The sequence below is a fragment of the Burkholderia sp. JP2-270 genome (assembly GCF_003233675.1).
GTDB lineage: Bacteria > Pseudomonadota > Gammaproteobacteria > Burkholderiales > Burkholderiaceae > Burkholderia > Burkholderia pyrrocinia_C.
Genome location: NZ_CP029828.1, coordinates 353048 through 375748 on the forward strand (window position 1 = coordinate 353048; position 22701 = coordinate 375748).

The 22701-nt window shown below is 58.7% G+C and carries 25 protein-coding genes; 17 read left to right on the plus strand and 8 right to left on the minus strand.

The annotated features are described in order from the left end of the window. Positions 1 to 36: 36 nt before the first annotated feature. From DM992_RS41050 to DM992_RS41100, 10 genes are all read left to right on the plus strand, one after another. On the plus strand, positions 37 to 807 hold the full coding sequence (locus DM992_RS41050) for a DUF5677 domain-containing protein (protein ID WP_111021893.1): 771 nt from the start codon (positions 37 to 39) through the stop codon (positions 805 to 807). A gap of 16 nt (positions 808 to 823) precedes the next feature. Continuing rightward, entirely contained in the window at positions 824 to 1072 is a 249-nt protein-coding gene (locus DM992_RS41055; RefSeq protein ID WP_111021894.1) for a hypothetical protein, read from the plus strand. A gap of 7 nt (positions 1073 to 1079) precedes the next feature. Further along, a complete protein-coding gene (locus tag DM992_RS41060; protein WP_111021895.1) occupies positions 1080 to 1322 on the plus strand; it encodes a hypothetical protein in 243 nt (80 codons plus the stop codon). Between the two features lie 16 nt (positions 1323 to 1338). Continuing rightward, complete coding sequence (locus DM992_RS41065; protein ID WP_111021896.1) at positions 1339 to 1560, plus strand: hypothetical protein; 222 nt, start codon at positions 1339 to 1341, stop codon at positions 1558 to 1560. Positions 1561 to 1936: 376 nt separating this feature from the next. Then, a complete protein-coding gene (locus DM992_RS41075) occupies positions 1937 to 2569 on the plus strand; it encodes a hypothetical protein (protein ID WP_034178681.1) in 633 nt (210 codons plus the stop codon). Then, a complete protein-coding gene (locus DM992_RS41080) occupies positions 2569 to 4554 on the plus strand; it encodes a DDE-type integrase/transposase/recombinase (protein ID WP_111021898.1) in 1986 nt (661 codons plus the stop codon). The genes DM992_RS41075 and DM992_RS41080 overlap by 1 nt, the downstream gene beginning before the upstream one ends. Before the next feature lie 26 nt (positions 4555 to 4580). Continuing rightward, positions 4581 to 5558, plus strand: coding sequence for an ATP-binding protein (locus tag DM992_RS41085; protein WP_111022022.1), 978 nt, complete (start codon positions 4581 to 4583; stop codon positions 5556 to 5558). Between the two features lie 67 nt (positions 5559 to 5625). Continuing rightward, positions 5626 to 6177 carry a hypothetical protein gene (locus DM992_RS41090; RefSeq protein WP_081053972.1) on the plus strand — a complete coding sequence of 184 codons (552 nt, stop codon included), beginning with the start codon at positions 5626 to 5628 and terminating at the stop codon, positions 6175 to 6177. Between the two features lie 351 nt (positions 6178 to 6528). Then, a complete protein-coding gene (locus DM992_RS41095) occupies positions 6529 to 7548 on the plus strand; it encodes an IS110 family transposase (protein ID WP_059623654.1) in 1020 nt (339 codons plus the stop codon). A gap of 617 nt (positions 7549 to 8165) precedes the next feature. Next, positions 8166 to 8852, plus strand: coding sequence for a TetR/AcrR family transcriptional regulator (locus DM992_RS41100; protein WP_162631891.1), 687 nt, complete (start codon positions 8166 to 8168; stop codon positions 8850 to 8852). Positions 8853 to 8940: 88 nt separating this feature from the next. Here the strand turns inward: DM992_RS41100 and DM992_RS41105 are convergent, their stop codons facing one another. From DM992_RS41105 to DM992_RS41140, 8 genes are all read right to left on the minus strand, one after another. Further along, on the minus strand, positions 8941 to 9675 hold the full coding sequence (locus DM992_RS41105) for a glucose 1-dehydrogenase (protein WP_111021900.1): 735 nt from the start codon (positions 9673 to 9675) through the stop codon (positions 8941 to 8943). An 83-nt stretch (positions 9676 to 9758) separates the two neighbouring features. Beyond that, positions 9759 to 10247, minus strand: coding sequence for a nuclear transport factor 2 family protein (locus tag DM992_RS41110; RefSeq protein ID WP_111021901.1), 489 nt, complete (start codon positions 10245 to 10247; stop codon positions 9759 to 9761). Between the two features lie 102 nt (positions 10248 to 10349). Continuing rightward, positions 10350 to 11069, minus strand: a complete 720-nt coding sequence (locus DM992_RS41115) for an SDR family NAD(P)-dependent oxidoreductase (RefSeq protein ID WP_111021902.1) — start codon at positions 11067 to 11069, stop codon at positions 10350 to 10352. 36 nt (positions 11070 to 11105) lie between these two features. Next, entirely contained in the window at positions 11106 to 11846 is a 741-nt protein-coding gene (locus tag DM992_RS41120) for an SDR family oxidoreductase (protein ID WP_111021903.1), read from the minus strand. A gap of 75 nt (positions 11847 to 11921) precedes the next feature. After that, the gene (locus DM992_RS41125) at positions 11922 to 13598 is read right to left on the minus strand and encodes an FAD-dependent oxidoreductase (protein WP_111021904.1); all 1677 of its coding nucleotides are present in this window, start codon (positions 13596 to 13598) and stop codon (positions 11922 to 11924) included. Between the two features lie 60 nt (positions 13599 to 13658). Next, entirely contained in the window at positions 13659 to 14018 is a 360-nt protein-coding gene (locus tag DM992_RS41130; RefSeq protein ID WP_239511566.1) for an aldehyde dehydrogenase family protein, read from the minus strand. 24 nt (positions 14019 to 14042) lie between these two features. After that, positions 14043 to 15263 carry an ISL3 family transposase gene (locus DM992_RS41135; protein ID WP_111015365.1) on the minus strand — a complete coding sequence of 407 codons (1221 nt, stop codon included), beginning with the start codon at positions 15261 to 15263 and terminating at the stop codon, positions 14043 to 14045. Next, positions 15158 to 16441: an aldehyde dehydrogenase family protein gene (locus DM992_RS41140; RefSeq protein ID WP_111021905.1), complete on the minus strand. Its 1284-nt coding sequence runs from the start codon at positions 16439 to 16441 to the stop codon at positions 15158 to 15160. Before DM992_RS41140 ends, DM992_RS41135 begins: the two co-directional genes overlap by 106 nt. Before the next feature lie 170 nt (positions 16442 to 16611). Here DM992_RS41140 and DM992_RS41145 point away from each other — a divergent pair, with 170 nt between their 5' ends. The 7 genes from DM992_RS41145 (at position 16612) to DM992_RS41170 (ending at position 22700) form a co-directional block, all read left to right on the plus strand. Beyond that, positions 16612 to 16926 carry a hypothetical protein gene (locus tag DM992_RS41145; protein ID WP_162631892.1) on the plus strand — a complete coding sequence of 105 codons (315 nt, stop codon included), beginning with the start codon at positions 16612 to 16614 and terminating at the stop codon, positions 16924 to 16926. A 257-nt stretch (positions 16927 to 17183) separates the two neighbouring features. After that, on the plus strand, positions 17184 to 17951 hold the full coding sequence (locus DM992_RS41150; RefSeq protein ID WP_111021907.1) for an SDR family oxidoreductase: 768 nt from the start codon (positions 17184 to 17186) through the stop codon (positions 17949 to 17951). 135 nt (positions 17952 to 18086) lie between these two features. Further along, complete coding sequence (locus tag DM992_RS41155; RefSeq protein ID WP_239511567.1) at positions 18087 to 18782, plus strand: TetR/AcrR family transcriptional regulator; 696 nt, start codon at positions 18087 to 18089, stop codon at positions 18780 to 18782. A 72-nt stretch (positions 18783 to 18854) separates the two neighbouring features. After that, positions 18855 to 19364, plus strand: a complete 510-nt coding sequence (locus DM992_RS43640) for a hypothetical protein (RefSeq protein ID WP_343212496.1) — start codon at positions 18855 to 18857, stop codon at positions 19362 to 19364. Continuing rightward, entirely contained in the window at positions 19361 to 20113 is a 753-nt protein-coding gene (locus tag DM992_RS43645; RefSeq protein WP_343212497.1) for a hypothetical protein, read from the plus strand. The genes DM992_RS43640 and DM992_RS43645 overlap by 4 nt, the downstream gene beginning before the upstream one ends. 15 nt (positions 20114 to 20128) lie before the next feature. After that, positions 20129 to 20992 carry a VOC family protein gene (locus DM992_RS41165; protein ID WP_111021909.1) on the plus strand — a complete coding sequence of 288 codons (864 nt, stop codon included), beginning with the start codon at positions 20129 to 20131 and terminating at the stop codon, positions 20990 to 20992. Positions 20993 to 21014: 22 nt separating this feature from the next. After that, the gene (locus tag DM992_RS41170) at positions 21015 to 22700 is read left to right on the plus strand and encodes an AMP-binding protein (protein WP_111021910.1); all 1686 of its coding nucleotides are present in this window, start codon (positions 21015 to 21017) and stop codon (positions 22698 to 22700) included. Position 22701 lies beyond the last annotated feature (1 nt).

Genomic DNA, 22701 nt, shown 5'->3' on the forward strand with positions numbered 1-22701 from the left:
GACGAAAACGAAGCTTTATAGGTTGCTCGCGCCGTTATGATTGTCAAACTTACCGACTTTGCCGCTAAGGGATTTCTCGCGCCAGAGATTGAATCGGGACGTATACAGTTGCGCGCGGAACTGGCCGCAAGCGTGGCGAAAGCCGAGGCGGTCTCGGATCGCGTCACGGCGTGCCTGTTCTCTGCCGACGTGTCCCACTACGCGGCACACGAGATCCTAGCGCTTTCATTCTGGATTCGCTGCCTAGGCGCATGTCAGGGGAGTCTCCTTCTTGCCGAGCGCGGCATGGCTTCCGAAGCTCTCATTCTCTTGCGAAGCGCCTTCGAGTTCCTCTTCTTTGGCGCTGCGTCGCTTGCGGACCCCAGCGTTTTCGACAGCCTGGCCGACGGCCATGACTTCGAGCGCCGCAAACAGGCCCAGGCGATGATCCGAGAGGGATCTCAAGGCGGTCACTTGACCGCAAACCAAATCGCGCTATTGCGCCAGGTTGAGGAGGAGGTCGACAAGCCGAAGGCTGCGCTGGACGCCTTCGCTGCCGCGCAGCGCGCTGGGCTCGGTTACCTCTACGCCTCGGCCTACCGCGGCCTGTCGATGATGGCATCGCACGCAACAATGGCCGGAACTGATAGCGTGCTTGAGGAGCAGCCAGATGGCAGCGCTAAAGCTGTCTTCGGGCCATCAATGCGCAATGTCGAGTTTGCCTTCGGGCTGATAGCACGCTGCCTCGAGCTCGGCGAGGAGCGTTTCATTCCCCTGCTCGGCAGGAACGAGGCACAAGCGGTGCCGGACGCATCGAAAGGCACATAGGAAATCGGAACTGGCGATGCGCTTTATCCCAACGGTCTATTCTTCTTCGGGCGGCTCGCTACCTCGGACCGACGAGCGGGCGAAAGCCGATTTCATTCGCCAGCACATACGGCACGGCTGGACGGAAAGCGACGCGACAGCGCGTTACGAGTTGTGGGTCGCGCGGACCATCGACATGAACCCCGATCTTGACGACCACTCGCACGTCGAGCTGGCCGACAGAGCCATCACCAGCGCCCGCAACTCATCACGAGCGCAGGACTAGGAAAACTATGAATCTGCTACAGCCGAACAAGCAGTGGATCGAACAGGCTGACGCCGCGATCCGGAAGGTGAAACCGGTGGCCGCGGAGGTCGTAGAGGCGACGCGCAGTTTCGCCGTGCTTGGGCGTGATGGTGTGCTTACTGCGCGTCTCTCGGACGGAACCCATTGGCGGACCGACGGCGAGGACGCGCGGCAGCTGACCAGCGACGAAATCGAAGCTCGTGCGCGGCTCCACGAATCGTTTCACTGACACGACGGAAAACATGATGGACGAAAAACTCTGGACAGTGGCGCGTTTTCCCAGCGGCGCGTGGAGCTTCGGCGGGAAGCCGGGCGACCCGGCATACTCCGAATGCGAGGTGTGGCAGATCCCTGCTACCACCGGACAGGACGTGAAGAAGAAAGCACAAGCGAAACGCAGTCGCGACCGCAAGCGCGCGTCGGCAGAAGCGCGGACCGAGGCGGTGAAGCTCCGGTATGGCGCGTGATCAAGGAAAACAGAAAATCCCATGTCAGCATCCGTAACCAGAAGCTTCAAATTCCAGTCCCGCAGTCCGCTAACCGGCACCTGGCGTACCTACCGCGTGAGCGTGACGTCGTCGCCGACCGGGTACGCCGCGCGGGTGACCGAGCTCGTGGCAGGAGGCGGCGAAGTGCCGGTGATGCTTCCGGACGGTCCTCGCTACGCGTAGAGCAAATTAATTCTGTCACTCCAGAATCCCCGCGGTTCAAGGCATGTGGCGTGTGAGTTGACGACATTATTGGCAGTCTCACCAAAATAAAGTCGTCAATTCGCATATGTCCGAATTAAATTTGTCAACTCGCGTCATAGACTTCGAAGCCCGACTGTAAGGCCCTGATCTTATGGACGATTCCCGGCACGCAATGCGGCCGGTTACGACGCCGCGCCCCCGCGGCGCACCCCGGCTGGACGCCTTCAGCCTCAAACTCGATCGTCGACTGACGCTGTTTCAACGTGGCGCGCCCGAACTGTGGCTGCTCATCGAAACGGATCCCGCTGTCCAATCATTTTGCGAGCGGCCGGGTTACGTGCAGCTCAACGGACAGCGCTACCTCGCCGATTTTTGGATCCGCTATGCCGACCGCGAAGAGGTGGTCATCCTGTCCGATTCGCTCGCGGACATGCGGCTCCGTGCTGCTCGCCCCAAGTATGAATTGGACGGCGTTCCCGTCCGGTCGGTGACATCAACCGACCTCGCGGCCGCGCGCGCCTGGATCGATAACTGGCGGCACATGCTGCCCTGCCTGGTCGCGGCGCGCGGGTTGGTCGCGTCTTCGCTCCTACGCGCAGTCGAAACTTTCGTGACGATGCCGCATACCTTGCTCGAGATCGAGCGTGAGCTCTCTGTCGGCGATCCGGCGCTGGTCCGTGCGGCGATTTTCGCGCTCGTGTATGCAGGGCACGTGGACGCGGTTGATCTGCGTACCGAGCCTCTGTCGTTGCTGACGCGCTTCGTCGCAACCGAGGCGGCATGATGGCACGTCGCAAGCCGGAATTTCAGACACTGGATCCGTCGACCTGGCCGACCATCGCGTGGACCGAGTTTGATACTGCCGAAAGGGAATCGATCCAGGCGCGTATGACAGCGATCGAGCAGTATGCGCGTGGCGCTGCGATCAAGGAGATTGAGCAGAGCACGGGAGTCAACCGACGACAACTTTATCGCCTGCTCGAGCGGGCACTCGCAGCGCACCCGGACGGTCGCCTCTATGGCTTTCGCGCGCTGGTCTTGCACGCCCGCGTTGCCGATTACGTCCGTTTGAGTCCGGTGAAAACGAACGGCGAACGCGGAAGCCGCGGCGCCGTCGGCGCGTTGTCGCAACTGCTTGAGCGTTTCCCGGTGCTCGCGGCGTGGCTGCGGTTGCAAATCAAGCAGCACCGCGTCGCGTTGATCGAGATCCGTACCGGCGGAGAATTGCGCACACGCCTACGCGGCCTGCAAGGACTGCATGCGGGCTTTCTGCAGCAATGTCGTCAGTGCGGCCTCGTGGCTGCCGACTATCCGTTCAATACGGCGAGCCACGCGATCCGCTCGCTCTCGGCCCGCGTGAAAAGCGAACTGCTGAGCGGATTCGGCACCGCTGCGCGTGCCGCCGGCGCGACGCATCTGAAAGGCCTGCCGCGCAGCGATGATTTCGCTGCGCCCGTCGCGACACGCCCCTACCAGGTCGTTGAATTCGACGGACACCGGCTCGATATCCGTCTCAAGGTCGTGATGCTCGATCCGCTCGGTTTTACGCACGAGTTCGAAATCGAACGCGTCTGGTTGCTGGTGATCATTGACGTTTGCACACGCGCTGTGCTCGGGCATCACCTCGTTCTGGCTCGCGAATACAGCCGCTACGACGTCATCAAAGCGATCGAATCGGCGCTCGAGCCGCATCGAGCCCGGTCCTTCACGATTCGCGAACTCGGCTACGGTCCCATGGATGGGTACCCGTCTCAACGCATGCCGGAGCTGGCGTACGTGACGTGGGAGCGCATCAAGCTCGACAACGCGAAGGCGAATCTCGCCACCGAGACGCTGACCGCTTTATGCGAGTTCATTGGCTGCCAGGTCGCGGCCGGACCGAAGCACAGTCCGGATGAGCGTCCTTACATCGAGCGGTTCTTTGGCACGATCGCCACTCGGTTGTCCTCGCGCTTGCCGGGCTACACCGGCGGCCATCCTCGCGATTTGCGTCGCGCTTTGTCGGACCCAAAGGGGAATCTGCGCTTGTTCGTATCCTTCGACGAGCTCGAAGAGTTGGTCGAATACGCAATCGCGAGCTACAACGGCACGCCGCACACCGGACTCAACAACGTCTCGCCGCTCGAGGCGATGGAATCGTTCGTCCGTGGCCGACACACGCTCGTGAACTGGTTGCCGGAGCCTCGCCGTCGCACGCTGTGCCTGATGCAGTCGGCGAAGCGCTGTCGTGTCCACGCCTATCTGAATCAGGGTATCCGACCGCATATCAACCTCTACGGTGTACGGTATTCGAGTCCCGTTCTGGCTTGCAGCACTGGGCTCATCGGTAAGCAGCTGCTCGTCTACCTGAACGCGGACGACTTGCGCAGTGTCCGTGCATTCCTGCTCGACGGCACCGAATTAGGTGTCCTCGACGCGCAAGGTGCGTGGCACGTCGTGCCGCACAACCTGACCTTGCGACAGGAGATTCGCAAGGCCCAAAGCCGCAAGCGTCTGCGGGCATCACTGGATGCCAGCGGGATCGAGAAGTACATCCGCGCCAAACTCGAGCAAGCGGGGAAAACCCGCCGAGCCGCGTCCGATTTGGCGCAAGCGGCTCGCATTCTGGCGGCCGCGCCAATCGTTCGGACGCCGCCGGGACCGGTGTCGACATCGATGTCCACGTCGACCGCCGTAGTCTACCCGGCTACCAGTGTAGTGCAGCCCGAAGTCCCACAGGTACGGGCGCATCCGCGCAAGCTGAAGATCGGCACCGGTCAGGTAGGTTGATCCAACGTTTCCGAGAGGAGGACACCATGTCAGTCGAGGTTCCACGTCCCATCGATCCGGCGTTGCATCCCTTGGCGACCGGCAATTACCGGATCGCTACGCCCGCCATTGAGGCTTTCTACGATCTTGTCACGAAATGTTTGCGTTATCGCATCATGGGCGCGCTTATCTATGGCCCGCCGCGCATTGGTAAGACCCGGGCAATTGAATATCTGCGCCTACTGCTGGCTCGCGACCTGCCAAAGATTACCAGCTACCATGCGCAGTGCGAGCACAAGCCGCGGCACGCCGAAGGCCCATTCTTCGTCAACTTGCTCGAGGCCGTTGGAGACCATAACCCGAACGCGGGTGTCGGTTCGGCCAAGCGCATGCGTCTGACGTTGCGCATTCGCGAAGCGGCTGCCCGTGCTGGCAGCGGCACCGTGCTGCTGTTTTGCGACGAGGCGCAGCGATACAACGAAAACGAATACGAATGGTTGCGTGACGTTCACGATGCACTCGATCGCCAGCAAATTAAGCTGTTCACGTTCCTCGTCGGCCAACAGGAACTGCTCTCCCAGAAAACCGCCCTGCAGATTGCCGGCAAGACGCAGATCGTCGCGCGCCTGATGGTCGAGGAACTGCCGTTTTACGGAATTCGCAACGTCGCCGATGTCGCCACCTGTCTGAACGGCTACGATCAGACTGCGTATCCGGAGACGAGCGACTGGAGCTTTACGCGATTCTATCTGCCGCAGGCTTTCGACGCCGGCTATCGCTTGCTCGACGACGCGAGTGAACTCTGGCGGGCGTTCGAGGCGGCCCACCACAAGGCCCGTTTGCCGGGCCGTCTCGAGATTCCGATGGAGTCGTTCGCGCGAGCGGTGGAAATCGTTTTGAAGGACAGCGAGCTAATGGATGCGCCCGGTTACTGTCCCGAGCCGACCTTGTGGACGCACGCGGCGCATCAATGTGGTTACATTCAGTCTCGCCATGCGACCGGCCAGGTCCTCGCCACAGCGTAGCGGAGCGTCGCTCCAGCCGCCGCGCCTGCCGATTCTGACGCTCGACGAGCAAAAGCTGACACCGTCGATGGGCTACGTGTTCAACAAGCGCTGGCTGGACCCCTGCGAATCGCTCGTGTCGATTTTGTGGAAGTTCGAGAAAGTAAATGCATTGCCTGGGAATGTTGTGGCGCGGGTGATGGGCCCCGATGTCGATCCGTACGAGGGCGTAGTACCCCAACTCGGTATCGTCAGTGTTGCGCGGCTACACAGCATCCTCGGTATTCCCTATGCGTCGCTCGAGATTGGACTGCTGCACCCGAGTCAGCGGCGCCAGTACAGTCCACTGTTTCGTCACTGCCGCAGCTGCATTGCGCGCGGCTACCATAGCGTGGTGCACCAGATGCTGAAATTCAACACCTGTCCGGCGCATTATCGGCAGTTGGAAACTGCGTGTCGCCGCTGCGGCTATGAGGCCCCCTACGTCGTGAATGTTCGCCTGCTCGAGTCGCCGTATCGATGCGCGATCTGTGGTGGCAGTTACGGAGGCGGCGGTTGGTCGCCAGACAAGGCTTGTCCGATGAAGTCTACGTACCGCAAGGCGTTGACGCGACGCTATTACGAACGTCACCTGGGATAGGGCGCAGATCCGGAAGTTGCACGCGCGATCAACGATCGCCTGTTCAAACGCAAGGGTTGAACATCGCGTGACTGCGACAGCAGGCACTACGGGGAATTGACGCCGGTCTTCGCGACACCACGCGCGGTGACGATTTTATTTCGCGGTACGCAAATCCATGATTTCTTGGCAATTTTCCGATTCCGCGTCGGTGTCGACCTCTGAAGTGACATTTTTACTTCGCAAACGGTGAATGATATGAACGCCCCCCACCATCGCTGCGTGTAGCGTCGGCGGTACATTCGTGCCATGCGGTCGCTACTGAATAGAAATCGGTAGATCATATTGGCCTACTCAGCCGGAGGATCCATCATGACGCATACGATCGTGGGTGTGGACATCGCAAAAAACGTAATGCAGGTGCACTGGGTGGACCCCGAAACCGGTGAGATCGTGAACAGACCTGTGAAACGAGCGGCGTTTCTCGAATATTTTGCGAATCGTAGTCCCTGTCTTATCGGGATGGAATCCTGCAGCGGATCCCAACACTGGGCGCGGCGATTGATCGAGATGGGCCACCGGGTGAAGCTGATGCCAGCGAAATTCGTCAAGGCATTCAACATCCGCAACAAAAACGATGCTGCCGATGCTCGAGCAATCTGGATGGCTACGCAGATGGACAGCAAGGAAGTTGCCGTGAAGACCGAGGCTCAACAGGCAGTGCTCGCGCTGCATCGCATGCGGCAGCAACTGGTGAAGTTCCGCACGATGCAGATCAACAGCCTGCGCGGATTGCTGACCGAGTATGGCGAGGTGATGGGTGTCGGTCGAGCTGCGTTGGACAAATCCGTCGTTGGGGTTTTGGAAAGATTGTCGGGACGCCTGCCAGCGATACTGATCGAAACGTTACGCGAGCAATGGAAAGGTCTGGATGACCTCGATCGGCAGATCGGCCAGATCGAGCGCCGTTTGCATGAGTGGATGAAAGACGACCCGTCTGCCAAAGCAATTGCAATGATCCCAGGCGTAGGCCTGCTTACCGCAACGGCGGCAGTGGCAACGATGGGACAGGCCAAAGCCTTCAAATCCGGCCGAGAGTTTGCTGCGTGGCTCGGTCTCGTCCCGGGACAGACGGGTTCCGGCGGCAAGATAGAGCTACAGGGAATCAGTAAGCGAGGTGATACCTATCTCAGGACTTTGCTCGTGCACGGCGCGCGCAGCATCATCTACCGCGTGAGAGAGCCAGGTCTATGGGTGACGCAGATGAAACAGCGGCGTCCGTTGAACGTCGTCATCGTCGCGATGGCCAACAAGCTTGCCCGAATAATCTGGGCAATGCTGGCACATCAGCGACCCTACCGGAAGGACTACGAAAGCGTTAAACCGGCCTGATTTCTCTGGTTTGTCTGAAAGTTGAGCTGAAGGGGTGGAACGTCAAAAGTTGCGGTGGCATTCGAGCGTGATGACAAGACAGGTAGGACCTGGGACTCACTAAGCCTGAAAAGTTGTCTGAGCCTGACCAGCTCGCGAGGTGAATGAGGCGTGAGTCTGCGGATTTCATAGGGGCCCGCAGCGAATCAGGCTGCAACAAGGCCGAATGTAGAGCTGCAGCCCATCCTGTTTTTCGAAGACTCGAAAGTCCGGCGCAAAGGGGGGCGTTCATGTAGACAACTTTATTTTGGTCTACGCCAGCTCAGCTTGCTTAAGCACCGCCACAATCTGTTCGATCGAAAAGCGTTTTCGTTTCATGACAAACCACCTCCTGGCTCAGGGTCAAGTTTGCCTCAAAACTCACGCTCGGATCAGTCCAGGATTCCTAAAGCGGATCACATCCAATAGCCAATCGCGCCGGGATCAATCTGGCGCCGGTACCGGAGTAACCTTCAATGGGACCTGGTGGTTGTAAAGCGAATTCAGCCTGAAAGCAGGGCACTTGGCATTACAATTGCACGAACAACACTACGGTATCGCGGCGCTTCCTGCCGTCGACCGCTATCTGGAGTCGTTTCGTGGCAAAAGTCAATGCAGAGGGACAGAAAGAACAGATCTTGAACGCGGCAGCGAAGCTCTTTATCGAAAAGGGTTTCGGTGGCGTATCCATGCAGGAAATCGCCGATGCTCTCGGCGTAACACGTACCGCAGTCTATTATTATTTTAAGAACAAGGATGAGATTCTTACGGCACTGGTCGAGGAGGTGACGCTGAGGGCGAAGCGTCTTTCGAGCCAGGTAGTCGCCGAGGAAAGTGCGGATCCGAGAGAGCGTCTACACTTACTGGTCCGTCAGCACACGATGCTGATTCTCAGTCACTACAACGAATTCCGCGTTATCCACCGTACCGAACAGCAACTGCCTGAACGTGCATATCACGCGAACGAAGACGCGAAGCGTGCGGTGTTGAGCAACTTTGTCTCAGCGATTGAGGCAGGTGTGAGTGGGGGAGTGTTCCGGGTAGTCGACGCAAAGATCACGGCGTTCACGTTGATCGGCATGTGCAGCTGGCCGGCATTCTGGTACAAATCTGACGGAGCGAGTACCGCGGATGAGATCGCCGACATGATTGCGGACCTCGCAGTGCAATCAGTCATACGGCCAGCGAAGCGACAACTGAAAGGTGATAGCGCGGTCAGTGAGGCGTTAACGCTACTTCGAGAGGATCTTGATCATCTGTCGTTGATGATTGAAAAGAACAGGTAAAGTTGGTGACGCTATTGAAAAAACCTCACCCCGAATTTCGATCACTAGCTCGGGGTACGAGGTATACCTTGTTGTGAGGATAGTCGGATTACAAAGATAGGCCGCCGTCGATTGCAATCTCAGCACCTGTAATAAAGGTACTTTCGTCACTTGCAAGAAACGCGACTAGTGCAGCTACTTCATCAACCGTTCCATGGCGCTTGAGCGGCGTAACTTCGGCACCATGTTGGTTCATCTCGTCGCTATTTGCGTTCAGCATCGCGGTCGCAATAAAACCCGGATGAACTGAGTTGACCCGAATGCCATGAGGTGCCATTTCTAGGGCCGCGACCTTGGTCATTCCCCGTACCGCCCATTTCGTGCCGCCGTACGCAGCTGTGTTCGGTGCCCCCTTCATCCCGACGATCGATGAAATGTTGACGATGGAACCGCCACCGGCTGATTTGAGAGGTCCCAGTGCGTGTTTCATTCCGAGCAACGTTCCGAGCTGGTTGACGCGGAATATCTGCTCCAGCAGTTCTGGCGTCGTGGCCTCGATGGGGGCGGGCCTATAGATGCCGGCGTTGTTAACCAAAGCATGGCACTGACCGAAAATCCGCTGTGCAGTGGCAAACAGATCGTGCCAGGAGTCTTCGCTCGTTACGTCGTGATCGACGTACACGGCTCGTTCGCCCAGCTGGTCTGCGATCGCCTTTCCGCCACTATTAGCCAAATCACTGATCATGACGTTGGCGCCTTCGCCGTGAAAACGTGCTGCTTCGGCTGCGCCCTGGCCACGCGCGGCGCCAGTGATCACAATGGTCTTTCCGGAAAAACGGTTCATATGTGTCTCCAGATTTGAAATACTGTATGGTGAACTGCGATATGAGCGAGGACCCAATGGCCACTCGCTCATTCCCTCGAAAATTACGCAGCCTTCGACAATGCTTCCACACCGGCTTCGGGTTTCCAGTTCGCGATCGGGGTCCAGTAATGCAGTTCGAACCGCCGCTCAACAAAGCCCCATTTTCCATTGCGGTGTTCGAATCGGTCCCGGTACAGTCCACCTACCTGCGTGGGCCCGGTGTGAGTGTCGGTGACAAAGCAGTCGAGTGCAGTAGCCGCAGTAGCCGCAGTAGCCGTATCGCCTTCGACATCGATCAGCGCATTCGCCATCCAATGATGCATGGCCGGCGTCTTCGCCCACAGCTGATGAGCAGCATCAAGGATAGCCTGCACGCCACTAAAATTTCCGATGTCATCACCCAGAGCTAGAACGGCTCCTTCGTGCCAGATACTTTCAAGCATCTTGATGTCGTGTCGGTCGTAGGCCTGTGCATAGGTGTAAATCAGTCGTTCGATTGCGTTGCGGCTTTCGAGGATGTCCAGACGTTTGATCAGATCATCGTTACTCATTGCATTCTCCAAGGTTGTGTTTGAAGTAGCATTGGGCACACGGAGAGGCTGGTCCGGTGCGAAGAATTCATTCGACCGTCGTTTAATGAACGAAATTGATTGTCACTGTGCGGTATACCCGCCATCTATGTACAGCTCAGCGCCGGTGACGAACGCGGCTTCATCGCTGACAAGATATAGAACGCCGTTTGCGATGTCCGTGGGACGGCCCATGCGTCCCATAGGGGTTTGCGCGATGACCCATGCAGTTTTTTCTTCTTCCTGGAGATCGACGATAGGTGTGCGGATCAGGCCAGGATGAATGGAGTTCACGCGGATCCCTTGTTTAGCGTAAGTTACCGCGGCGTTTTTTGTCAGGTTACGAACAGCTGCTTTGGTCGCGTGATAGCTGGCGGCGCCTCCGGCAGCTACGCTACCCCATATCGAAGAGATGTTCACGATCGAACCTGCCCGACGTGACAGCATTGATGGAATGACCGCACGCATACTGAGCATTACTGCAGTCTGGTTGACCGCGATTGAACGCTCCCAGTTTGCGAGCTCAATTTCATGCACGACGGCGTGATCGATAATGCCCGCGTTGTTGACGAGAATGTCGACACGCCCGCGCGAGGCGATCGTGTCCGCGACTGTCTGCTCCCAGAACAAAGCATCCGATACGTCTCCTAGCTTCAGCTGCTGGTGCTCATGAAGTGCGCTAGCGGGTTCATCACGGTCAAGGATGCGTACATCTGCGCCTTCAGCCGCGAGGGTGTCGGCAATCGCGCGCCCGATCCCACGGCTGCCTCCAGTCACGATAGCGACCTTTCCACGTACTCTCATGAATTTGCTTCCTTTTCCTGAAAAGCGTCGACGCAATCAGAGCCGCACGAGACCGCCGTCGGCCATGATCGTTTGACCGGTAACAAACGCGCTGTCCTCCCCGGCAAGAAATAGCACGGTGCCGACGATGTCTTCCGAGGTGCCGGGGCGCTTGATCGCCTGGGCTCGCGCCAACTCTTCGATATGTTCAGGCTTGATATGCGCCTTGCCGCCTTTTGTCAGTGATGCGGTCGGGCCCACTGCGTTAACCGTAATGCCGTATTCCGCGACGTCAGTTGCCAGTCCACGGGTGAAGCCGATCACTCCCGCTTTGCTGGCCATGTAATGCGACAGCCCGGGCACGACGAGCGCGACCGAATTGGATGTGATGTTGACAATCCGGCCCCAGCGACGATCCAACATCAATGGCAGCACCGCTTTGACCATCAGGAACTGGGAGTCGAGATTGATGCGTTGTACGCGTTGCCAGAGTGCGTAGTCGACCTGCATGATCGGGACATTCGGGTAGATGCCGGCGTTGTTCACGAGGATGTCGCACCGCCCGAAATCTTCCGTAAGTAGGGAATTCAATCGGTTGGTCGTATCGGGATCCGATACGTCGGCGATCAGACCGACGGCGCGAACTCCCACATCTTCCACGGCGCGGATTGTCTCATCCGAGGCTGCCATATCGACCGCGACGATGTCGATCCCTTGATTCGCCAAACCGATACTGATCGCCTGGCCGAATCCCTGTGCAGCGCCTGTCACAACAGCTACTTTCCGAGTTGTATTCATTAGCAATCCTTTAAAAATAGGCAATGCAAGAAAGGAAAAGCGGCTCCATGTGCGGCGAGAGCCATGGAAAGAAAATCAGGCGGTAGCGGCCTGTCTGATGGCGCGTGATGGTTGTGCTGCCGCGTCGCAACCCGCGAGATAGCCCATCGTGATGATTGGGCCAAGGGTCGCGCCGCCAGCCCAGTAACTGCCGGCCGACATTGCGCCGGCGCAGTTGCCAACGGCATAAAGTCCTGGAATGACGGCACTGTTGCGCGCCAGCACCTGACCGCGAGGATTGGTTCTGGGGCCCCCTTTGGTGTCAAGCGTCGCTGGGCAAAGCAACGTGGCGAAATAGGGGCCCTGGCCTGCGATAGGCCACATGGTTTCGTTTTGATCGTTACCCGGACGACCGCCCATGTTGAAGTAACGCTCGATGGCCGTCTCGCCGCGATGATAGTCCTCATCGGTACCTGCCTCGGCGAAGCGATTAAAGCGCGTGATACTGTTGCTCAGTGTCTCGGTGAAGTGGTCATCCAGATTCCATCCACCGGTGTACGCGGCATAACCAGACAGACGTTTGCGTAGCGATTCGGTAAGCTCTTCGAGCGTGTTACCGCTAACGATATGCGACTGGTCGCCACCATCGGGTACGATCGGATTGCCGTACTTGGTGCCGGAGTGATGATGCTTCGTCGCAGCGTCCCACAGCATCACCAGAATGAGGTTCGGATATTCGGCACGTTGCGACTCCCAAGTCCAGAATGCGGTGACGAGATCCTGGTACGGTGATTTCTCGTTGACGACCCGGTGCCCGAACCGGTTGACGAAGATCATGCTGTCGCCGGGAATGCTGAAGGAACACGTCGCATCAGGCCGATTCTCGATGGCACGATCAAGCACCATTGGAGCAAGCCACGAGCCATTCATGTTAACGAGATCTGCTCCCAGCGCTTGTGCAATCGGGATAAAATCGCCGGTGTTCGTCTTCACTGCACAACCTCCAAATACAGGACCTGGCAGCGAGTTTGTGCGTAATTCGACGTTGTGGGTAAAGCCGCCGCTCGCAAAGATCACGGCGCGATGAGCGCGAACGGTGATTTCTTTCGTTTCTGTTTGCGCGATGACACCGACAACTTCGTCGCTCTCGTTGACGATCGCTCGGGTGACGGCGTGACCAGTGTGAAGCTCGATCCCGAGCTTCTTGGCCGCAGCGGCGAAAACCGTGATCATGTCCGCGCCGTCGCCAACTTCTCCAGGTGCTCCTCCATACAGGTGCGGGTAGATGATGCGTCCAAACGGTGCCTTGTTTTCCGGCATCTCAGCGTAGTAGTCCGGCTGGATATCCCACGGCACGGGTTCAAGGGCGCCCCACGAAGTGAGTTGTTCGATCGCATCGCCTGCGTGATCGAAGAACGTCTCGATCATCGAGTACTCCCATGCGCTGAGTCCCAGATACGGCTTGTTCGGGTCGTAGCTTGCCGGACGTGTCAGGCGTGCCATATGTAGCATGGCGTCTGATTTGGGGTCGGCGCGGCCGTCGCGGCGCATAAAGTGATTATTGGGTACCCAATATGCGGCGGCGGCTTTCTTGGTGGTGCCACCAATATCCGGTGCTTTCTCGAGCTGAATGACAGATGCACCATTTTTTCTTGCACTTATTGCCGCAGAGAATGCTCCCGCACCCGAACCGACGACGACGATATCGGCACTCATGTCGAACTGGACGTCGACTTCCCGGCATATCTCCGGGCTAAAAAGTTGATAAGCCATGTCTTCCTCCGTGTTTTGTACTAATTCTTCAAACGTCACGACATCATCTAGTGATACACCTCAGAACGGGTAGGACGGAATATGTGAACGGGTCGTAATCCATTGCCATTCGGTAAACTGGTCAGCATTGGTCAGCGTGCTATGGTTGTAGCCGTTCCCTGATGCTCCGATACCGCCGATCGGTCCGTACACTTCGTGCAGTACGGTTTGATCGTTGATGTGGATGATTCCGGTACGTAGTCGGTCGGCGACGCGTTGCGCGCGAGCAAGATCTGCTGATGCGATTGCAGCGACAAGTCCGAAACTCGTTTGATTGGCTAGGCGGACCGCTTCGTCGTCGTCTCGGAACGTGGTGATAGGAGCGACTGGTCCAAATATCTCTTCATCGAATGCGGGCATGCCCGGCGTGACGCCAGTCATGACGGTCGGTTCAAAAAAAAGGGTTCATCGAGGATTACCGGGGAACGCGGCGCGGATCTTGAGGAAGAAGTATTCCTCGTCGCGGTACCCGTAAGCCCTGCGTTTGATGACCTTGATGGTGTTGTTGATGCCTTCGACGACGCTGGTATTGAGCGGATGGCGGCAGCGGGCGAGGATGCCGTGCCAATAACCCTGCAGACGCTGAGCAAACAGTTGCAGCGCGGCAATCCCGCTTTGCCGGGCTTGCTCGATCCATTGCTCCCAGGCTTTCTGCGCCCAAGCTGGCTTCTGGTAGAACCAGAGCCGTTTGAGTTCGTCGCGTAGCAGGTAGACGCACAACAACGGCTGATTGGCGGCCAGCAGTTCCTTCAGATGCACGGCCTGTTCCTGCTTCAGGTTGCGGCGGTTGCGCAGCAGCAGCCATCGACTGGACTTCAGAACTTTCCGGGCCGGCCGGTCATGGCGTAGCTGATTGGCCTGATCCACCCGTACCCGATCGATCACCTCGCGCCCGTACTTGGCGACGACGTGGAACAGGTCGTAGACCACCTCGGCTTGCGGACACTGCGCCTTGATCTCCAGCTCGTAGGCCGTGGTCATGTCAATCGCGACCGCTTCGATGCGCTCGGCGACGCCTGCGGGAAGTTGTTCGAAGAAGGCCCTGGCCGTCTCGCGAGAGCGCCCCTGTCCGATCCAGAGCACCTGCCGGCCGATCGGATCGACCACCACCGTGGCGTAGCGATGGCCTTTATGGAGCGCGAACTCGTCCATCGCCAGATAGCGGATCGTTGACCAGTCCGGCTCGGCCACGCGTGCGCGTAAGCGCATCTTGTCGATCGATTTGACCGTATGCCAGCCCAGGTCGTAGAAGGCCGCTACCGCCTGCACGCTGGCCGCTTGCAGCAGCTTCTCGCAGGCCTTGGCGAATCGCTCGGTCACCCGCTGGTAGCGGCCCAGCCAGTCCAGCTTCTCCAGCCTCGGCCCGCCGCAGCGTTCGCACCAGACCCGGCGACGGGGGACATGCAACACCACCCGGTACTCGAACAGCGGCAGATCGCGCACGCGCCGCACCGTCGTTTCATGAGTCTGCTGGCAACGCGCTCCGCATTGCTCGCAGTACATGACCTTGCTGACCGGCTTCAAGTACAGCGACAGCGTGCGGCTATCGCCCTCCGGCCACTCCACCCGCTCCAGCCGATAGCCTGTCCAGCAACCCAGTGCCTGAAGTGCCTTGCGATCGAGCAATTCTTCCTCCTGACCTCCATAAAGTCAGGCGTCAGGTTACGCAATCGCTCTCCAAGGCTCCACGGTTTCCTGCGATGAACCAAAAAAAGACCGTCGCGCGATCCGCCCGCGCAGATATTCGCCCCTTGAGACTGCGAATCGGCGACGATGCGCTGCGCGTTTGCTGCCTGACGTTCATTAACGATGGGTCCAAGGCTCACGTTGTCTTTGAATGGGTCGCCGACACGCAATGCTTGCGCGCGTCGTACGAGCGCCGAAGTGTAAGCCTCTGCGATTCGCTCATGCACCAGATGCCGGCCTGCGGTCAGGCAAATTTGCCCCTGATGAAAGAACGATCCCCAGGCGCCGGCACTGGCGGCTGCCTCGATGTCGGCATCATCGAGCACGATGTACGGATTGTTGCCGCCCAGTTCGAGCGAGACACGTTTCAGTAGACCACCGGCTATTGAACCTATTTCGCGTCCGACGCGAGTGGAGCCAGTGAAGCTAATCATATGAACGAGAGGGTGTCTGACCAACGCTTCACCTGTTTCAGCGCCGCCAGGCATTACATGCAAAAGATTCCTGGGTAGGCCAGCCTCTTCGAATAATTGGGCGAACATGGCACCGCCGCAAATCGGTGTTTGCGGGTCGGGCTTTAGAATCACTGCGTTGCCCATGGCTAGCGCAGGCGCGACGGCTCTTGCGGCTAGAAGAAATGGTGAGTTCCAGGGAGTGATGACGCCGACTAGACCGACCGGAATCCGGCGTGCGATGATGTGACGTCCGGTCACGGCGCTTGCCGCCACGATCCCCTGAGGCTGACTGCCTAGCGCGGCAGCTTCGAGGATTTCCCGGGAGGTCATGTGAACCTCCCACTGCCCCTTAGGTTGAATTGAGCCTGTTTCCCGCACGATTTGCAGCGAAATTTCTTCGCTGTGCTTCAGGATCAATCGCGACACTTTTCGGAGGATGTCGCCGCGATGTGGGCCGGGTAGTGTTGCCCATTCGCGTTGAGCAATTTCAGCTGATTCGGCCGCTGCCGCGACGTCATCGGCTGAGGCAATTCCGATCTGTCCGAGCGGCTCTCCTGTGGCTTTCTCCGTGACAACGATCGTGCCATGTACGGCTTCGCGCCATCCACCACTATATATTTTCTTGCTCCAAAGCGAGGCAGGCGCAAGTTGTGCGCTGGTCATCTTTTGTCTCCTGTTTCTGCTCATGCCGCGGGACAACTAAGTCCAGCGGCGGTTAGCACGAGTGGCATGGCGTTGATCATGCGCTTGGTCCGAAACACAGTCAATCAAATGTGTGAAATATTTGACGTATGTGTATGTATGGGTTCGGACCATGCGCCGGCAGTGTGCCGATGGGGTTTCAATCGGCACGCTGCCTTATGATTTGCGAGCGCTCGGCTTATGTTGGTGAAGCTTGGCTACAGGCCACCGGCTTCCAGTTCACGAGTGGTGTGGTAGTGCATATCAAAGGATCTTTCGACGAATGCCCAGTGGCCGTTGCGGCGTTCAAAGCGATCGTGGTGGAGCCCGCTGATCTGGATAGGATCCATTTCCACATGTGTGCACAGGGCGTCGACCGCGGCACTGCCTACGGCGTGATTGCCGGCAGTGTCGACGGTCGCGTTCGCCATCTAGTGATGCAGTGGGGCATCTTCTTCTGGTTCTGACGAGCCGATTCGAAAATAGCATCGACGCCCTGGCAGTTGCCGCAAGCATTACCCGATGCGAGGGTGGTTCTTTCACCCCAGATATTGCGATACAGCACCTCTCCCCGACATCTTGTCCGGTCTGTATGGAGCGTGCCCCCGTTGATCCGCCGAGTCGGAATGAATAAGTTTGATCCTGCATTGAATTGCATTGCTGGTCTTCCGGCACTCGTCCCAGACAGGCAAGCAGTTCACACTTACCATTCCGGAGAAAACTGATGTCGAATAGTTCCAGAACCTACGTCATTACAGGTGCCGCATCGGGTATCGGGCGGGAAACGAAGCAGCTTCTGGAGTCGCTGGGCCACTATGTCATCGGTGCAGATATCCGCGACGCAGAGGTGATCGCTGACCTGGGGACCCCGGCGGGACGCAATGCGCTGGTCGAACAGGTGACGGCGATCAGCAGCGGTGCGATTGACGCGGTGCTGGCGATCGCGGGAGTGGACCTCGGAGGGCCTCCCACGGTGGCCGTCAACTACTACGGCGCTATTGCGACGCTCGAGGGGCTGAGGCCGCTTCTACTGCACTCCAAGGCTCCGCGTGCTGTCGCAGTGTCGTCGATTACATCAGTCCATCCGTACAACGATCAACTGTTGAACGCACTGCTGGACGGCACCGAGGCGATCGCGCTTGAAAAGGCCGAGGAGGTGCCGTTCGTCTACGCGACGACCAAGCGTGCGCTGTCGAGGTGGATCCGCCGCAATGCGCTGAAAGCTGAATGGGCAGGGTCGAACATTCCCCTGAATGCCATCGCACCGGGCCTCGTCAAGACAGAACTGCTCAAACGCCTTTTCAACGAACCCGAAACCAGGAAACGAATCAGTGCCGGTACTCCGATGCCGCTGGGTGGTCCGTATGAACCCCGTGCGGCGGCCGAGCTGCTTGTGTGGCTTGCCAGTGAGCAAAACGGACACATGACCGGGCAGACCATCTTTATCGATGGCGGTGCCGATGTGATGATTCGCGGTGATTCTGTCTGGTAAGTAGTCGGTTGCATGTCTGATCGGGGTGGCGTCTGGCTTGGCTGCCCAGTCGTTTGCGAGTGTTTCGGCGCTACAATCGCGAACACGACAATGGGTGGCGCGGCTCAGTGCGCTGTCCCCGACAGGAGTGCACTTGTGGCAAAGGTCAATGCTGACGCACAAAAGGAACAGATCCTGAACGCGGCGGCCAAGCTCTTCATCGAGAAGGGATTCGGCGGTGCTTCAATGCAGGAAATCGCGGAATCCCTTGGCGTGACACGTACCGCGGTCTACTACTACTTCAGGAACAAGGACGAGATCTTGACCGCGCTGGTTGAGGAGGTCACGTTGCGAGCCAGGCGCGAGTCGAGCCGGGTGGCAGCGGAGGTGGATGGGGATCCTAAGGAGCGGTTGTATGCGCTCGTGTATCAGCACGCCATGCTGATTCTGAAGCATCACAACGAATTCCGCGTAATCGACCGTACCGAGCGGCAATTGCCCGAACGAGCCTATCGGGCAAACGAAGAAGCGAAGCGCGCGGTACTGGATAACTTTACGTCGGCGATCGAGGTTGGTGTGCAGAAAGGTGTATTCCGCGTTGTCGATGCGAAGGTGGCGGCGTTCACGATGATCGGCATGTGTAGTTGGCCGGCGTTCTGGTACAAGCCAGAAGGTGCGAAGAGCGCGGAAGAAATTGCGGAGGAGATTGCGGGACTGGCGGTGCAGTCAGTCGTGCGGCCCTCCAAACGTCAGCTCAAGCGCGCCGGCGACGTTTCCGAGGCACTAGCGCTGTTGCGCGAAGATCTTGATCATCTGGCACTGATTGTCGAAAAAACACTGAAAGCAGGCTAGGAAATTTTTTTACCTATAATTTGACATCAACGTCAAAAAACATATACTTGTGTCAAATCAAGGGGCGACTCCATGAACAAAGTGACTGAAGGTATCGCCGACACGCAGGTTCGTGCGTTGTCGATCGACTGGTTTCCGGAAGTGCTGCCGGAATCTGTCAGGCAGTTCAGCGTGGCATTGCGTACGGAGGATGGCGCGGCAACGTCGGGCATCCTTTATCGTGGCGCCTCGGCGAAGACAGTTGTTTGTCTGATGCATCCCCGCGAGAACTTCGCGTTCCACTACATGATTCCGGCGCTGTTGAACGCGGGGGCGTCGGTTTGGGCGCAAGCCGGCCGATCGGTCGGTAACGACCTGCGTCTCGAGCACGAGCTTGCATTGCACGATGTGGCGGCCGGCATGCGCTATTTGCGGGAAGCGGGTTTTGAGCAAATCGTGATGCTCGGCAATTCCGGTGGTTCGGGGTTGTATAGCCTCTATCATCAGCAAGCAACTCGGTCGGCGGAACGCAGGATTGCCCGGACGCCCGGGGCAGGGCGACGCTTCTCGAAACAGCGTCGCTACCTGTGGCGGACGGGATGATCTACCTGGCGCCGCATCCCGGGCAAGGCCGCTTGCTGCTGGGTTGCATCGATCCGGCAGTGACGGATGAGTCCGACCCGCTTTCGGTTGACGAAAGCCTGAATGCATTCAATCCAGCGAACGGGTATTCGCGCGAGCCTGGTCAGACCCGATACAGCCCCGAGTTCGTCGCGCGTTATCGGCAGGCGCAGCGCGATCGGGTTGTACGACTCGACGAGACCGCGCATGCATTGATTGCAATTCGGCAAGATGCGCGGCGGGCCACCAAGGAGCAACGCGCCACATCACGACAAAAGGCCGAGGCGAATCACACGCCGATCCTGACGGTTTGGCGTACCGACGCCGACCTGCGTTGTCTCGACCAGAATCTGGACCCGTCGGATCGTTCGCCTGGCTCGTTGTGGTCGTCGAATCCGATTACCTCGAACTACGGATCAGTCGGCTTTGGGCGCTTGTGCTCGCCTGAAGCCTGGCTGTCGACGTGGTCGGGGATGTCGTCAAATGCCGCGCTCGAACTGACCGCGCAGGCCGTCGAGGTGCCTGCGCTGCTTGTGGAGTACACCGGCGATCAGACGACCTTTCCGGATTCGATTCGCGACGTCTTTGCGGCGATCGGCTCTCCCGACAAAACCCATATCAGGGTTCGTGGCGATCATCACGGTCGACCGCTTAGCCCCGGCGAGGAAGCTGGCCGTTACGTTGCCGGACGCTTGATCGCCGACTGGCTGAAAGATCGAAATTTCTTGTAAACGAGGAGCTCCAGCATGAACCAGTCATTACCGCTCCGGCTGCGAGGGGTCGACCATACGGCTCGGCCGACCTGGAAGTTGCGTGAAACGGTCGAGTTTTATCGCGATATTCTCGGATTGCCGCTCGTGCATACCATTTCGGCCCGAGGCTGGGGGCCAGAAACGCACCCGGACTTTCTGCATTTCTTTTTCGACAGCGGCAACGGCAGCACAATCGCGTTTTTCTATTACCTCGGTGAGCCGCAGCCGGCGGATCGCCCGCCGATGCCGCCGACGCCGAACGATCATGTGTTCGATGCAACGCATACAGCGTGGCTTGCCGAAAGCGAGGACGAGCTGCTGACCTGGAAAGCGGCGCTGGAGGCGAAGGGTGTTCAGGTGTCGTCGACAACCCAGCATGAAGTGATCGAGTCGATCTACTTCCGCGATCCGAACGGCTATTTCATTGAGATCACGGTGAAGCTGCGTCCACTGGAGAAACTGGACGAACAGGATGCGGCGCGCACGCTACAGGCTGCAATTAACGCCGAGCACGCGGCACAGCAATCTGCCGGTGACGTGCGCGAGATCGACACAGTCTGGCAGGAAAAGGGTAGGTTGCTTGGTAACGAATTCGGCATCGCGAGTGATGCGCCGGGCATGTTTGTGCCGGCGCTGGCCGAATTCGCGAGTGTTGTCGATGCAGCGCGACAGAACGCGGAATACCGGGTATCTCAGCCGTCGTCCGATTATTTCCTGATCGAAGCCCAGAGCGCGCTTGAGTTTGACCGTAGGGCGCTCGGAATGAAGCCGGCGGTCTGGTATGGGCTCTTCACCGGCGGGTTGCGTGGCCGTATCGAAGCGTTCGACAAGGATCGTGTGCGCGTTATCGCTGCGTAGCACGAGACAGGAGGAGACAACCATGACGGGCATTCATTTTCCGATTGACGGTGTCGCCTACTGCGATCCGGCGAGCGCACAGCGTTACCTTCGTGCAGGTGCATGGATTGACAGGACGTTTGGCGAGGCACTGGCGGAGACAGCACGGCGCCTTCCCGAAAAGGCCGCATTCATTGGCGACGAACGGACATTGACGTTCCGAGAGCTGGACGAGGAGAGCGATCGCCTCGCAGCGGCGCTGGTGCGCCTCGGGCTGAAACCGGGCGCACGTGCGATGTTCCAGATGGGCACGACCGTTGACACCGCGCTCGCATTGTGCGCTTGCTACAAGAGCGGTGTCGTGCCGGTCTGTTCGCTGCCGCAGTATCGTGAAGTCGAAATTGGCAAGCTCGCCGATCTCGCGCGACCGGAAGCCTACTTCGTGCAGGCCGATATCGGCCGCTTCGATCTCGTTGCGTTTGCACAGACGATGTGTCGTGAGCACGATTCTTTCAGGCATCTGGTCGTTGTGCGTGGCGAAGCGCCGGCCGGTGCGCACTCGATGTCGGCGCTGGCGTCGTCGCTTTCGTTGGAAGATGCGCGGCGGGTGCTTGCCGATGTCCGGATCGGCTCCGAGGACGTCCTGAGCTTTCAATTGTCGGGCGGCACGACCGGCGTGCCGAAGATCATCCCGCGTTTTCATGCGGAATACCTCGGCCATTCGCTCGCGTGGTCGAGGCACGTCGACGGTGGCGAACATGCCACGCTTATCTGGTCATTGCCGTTGCTGCACAACGCGGCGCATCTCTACGCTCTGGTGCCGACGATCGCGGCGGGACAGACCACGGTATTAATGTCGACCGTCGACGTCGTGCGCATGGCCCGGCTGATCGAGCAGTACCGCGTGACGCATGCGGTGTCCATTGGCCCGGTGGCACCACAGATCATGACGAATCCGCAGGTGCTCGAGCACGATCTTTCGTCGCTGAAGCTGTTCTTCTGCCTGACTCGTGCCGACAACCTTCAGACGTATCTCGGGGTGCCGTGTTCGAACATGTACGGCACGACGGAGGGGTTATTGATCGGTTCGGGCGCTGGCGTCGACGAGTACGTACGTCATCACACGCATGGTCGTTCCGGCTGCGAGCAGGACGAACTGGTGCTGCTCGATCCTGACAGCGAGGCGCTGGCTCAAGCAGGGCAGGTCGGGGAACTCTGTTTCCGTGGGCCATCAAGTCTGCGCGGCTACTTCAGGGCGCCGGAGGCCAATGCGACGGCGTTCACGAGGAACGGGTTCTTTCGAACTGGCGACATGATGCGGGCACATGTGATTGATGGCGCGACGTACTTCTCGTTCGAGGGTCGTTTGCGCGACAACATCAATCGCGGTGGAGAAAAGATTGGCGCGGAAGAGGTTGAGGCGTTTCTGAGCCATCACCCGGCGGTGCTGGACGCGAAGCTGGTCGCGATGCCGGACCCGGTCTACGGGGAGAAAGGTTGCGCATTCCTTATCTTGAGGCCGGGGCACACCGCACCGACAATCGCAGATCTGATCGAATTTCTCGGAGCGCAAGGTCTCGCAAAGTTCAAGTGCCCGGAGCGCATCGAGGTGGTGGACGAATTTCCGGTCACCCGGGTCGGAAAAGTCGACAAACCGGCGATGCGACGCGTGATCACCGCCATTCTCGAAACGGAGCAGTTGTCCCAAACACCAAGGCAGGAGCAGTGAC

Bases quoted from the DNA above. Each gene is read 5' to 3' on its own strand.
- DM992_RS41105 (WP_111021900.1), bottom strand. From the start codon at position 9,675: ATGAACCGTTTTTCCGGAAAGACCATTGTGATCACTGGCGCCGCGCGT.
- DM992_RS41115 (WP_111021902.1), bottom strand. From the start codon at position 11,069: ATGAGAGTACGTGGAAAGGTCGCTATCGTGACTGGAGGCAGCCGTGGG.
- DM992_RS41065 (WP_111021896.1), top strand. From the start codon at position 1,339: ATGGACGAAAAACTCTGGACAGTGGCGCGTTTTCCCAGCGGCGCGTGG.
- DM992_RS43640 (WP_343212496.1), top strand. From the start codon at position 18,855: ATGAACAAAGTGACTGAAGGTATCGCCGACACGCAGGTTCGTGCGTTG.
- DM992_RS41170 (WP_111021910.1), top strand. From the start codon at position 21,015: ATGACGGGCATTCATTTTCCGATTGACGGTGTCGCCTACTGCGATCCG.
- DM992_RS41145 (WP_162631892.1), top strand. From the start codon at position 16,612: ATGGGGTTTCAATCGGCACGCTGCCTTATGATTTGCGAGCGCTCGGCT.
- DM992_RS41095 (WP_059623654.1), top strand. From the start codon at position 6,529: ATGACGCATACGATCGTGGGTGTGGACATCGCAAAAAACGTAATGCAG.
- DM992_RS41120 (WP_111021903.1), bottom strand. From the start codon at position 11,846: ATGAATACAACTCGGAAAGTAGCTGTTGTGACAGGCGCTGCACAGGGA.
- DM992_RS41125 (WP_111021904.1), bottom strand. From the start codon at position 13,598: ATGGCTTATCAACTTTTTAGCCCGGAGATATGCCGGGAAGTCGACGTC.
- DM992_RS41050 (WP_111021893.1), top strand. From the start codon at position 37: ATGATTGTCAAACTTACCGACTTTGCCGCTAAGGGATTTCTCGCGCCA.
- DM992_RS41060 (WP_111021895.1), top strand. From the start codon at position 1,080: ATGAATCTGCTACAGCCGAACAAGCAGTGGATCGAACAGGCTGACGCC.
- DM992_RS43645 (WP_343212497.1), top strand. From the start codon at position 19,361: ATGATCTACCTGGCGCCGCATCCCGGGCAAGGCCGCTTGCTGCTGGGT.
- DM992_RS41110 (WP_111021901.1), bottom strand. From the start codon at position 10,247: ATGAGTAACGATGATCTGATCAAACGTCTGGACATCCTCGAAAGCCGC.
- DM992_RS41080 (WP_111021898.1), top strand. From the start codon at position 2,569: ATGGCACGTCGCAAGCCGGAATTTCAGACACTGGATCCGTCGACCTGG.
- DM992_RS41130 (WP_239511566.1), bottom strand. From the start codon at position 14,018: ATGACTGGCGTCACGCCGGGCATGCCCGCATTCGATGAAGAGATATTT.
- DM992_RS41165 (WP_111021909.1), top strand. From the start codon at position 20,129: ATGAACCAGTCATTACCGCTCCGGCTGCGAGGGGTCGACCATACGGCT.
- DM992_RS41150 (WP_111021907.1), top strand. From the start codon at position 17,184: ATGTCGAATAGTTCCAGAACCTACGTCATTACAGGTGCCGCATCGGGT.
- DM992_RS41075 (WP_034178681.1), top strand. From the start codon at position 1,937: ATGGACGATTCCCGGCACGCAATGCGGCCGGTTACGACGCCGCGCCCC.
- DM992_RS41055 (WP_111021894.1), top strand. From the start codon at position 824: ATGCGCTTTATCCCAACGGTCTATTCTTCTTCGGGCGGCTCGCTACCT.
- DM992_RS41090 (WP_081053972.1), top strand. From the start codon at position 5,626: ATGGGCTACGTGTTCAACAAGCGCTGGCTGGACCCCTGCGAATCGCTC.
- DM992_RS41140 (WP_111021905.1), bottom strand. From the start codon at position 16,441: ATGACCAGCGCACAACTTGCGCCTGCCTCGCTTTGGAGCAAGAAAATA.
- DM992_RS41085 (WP_111022022.1), top strand. From the start codon at position 4,581: ATGTCAGTCGAGGTTCCACGTCCCATCGATCCGGCGTTGCATCCCTTG.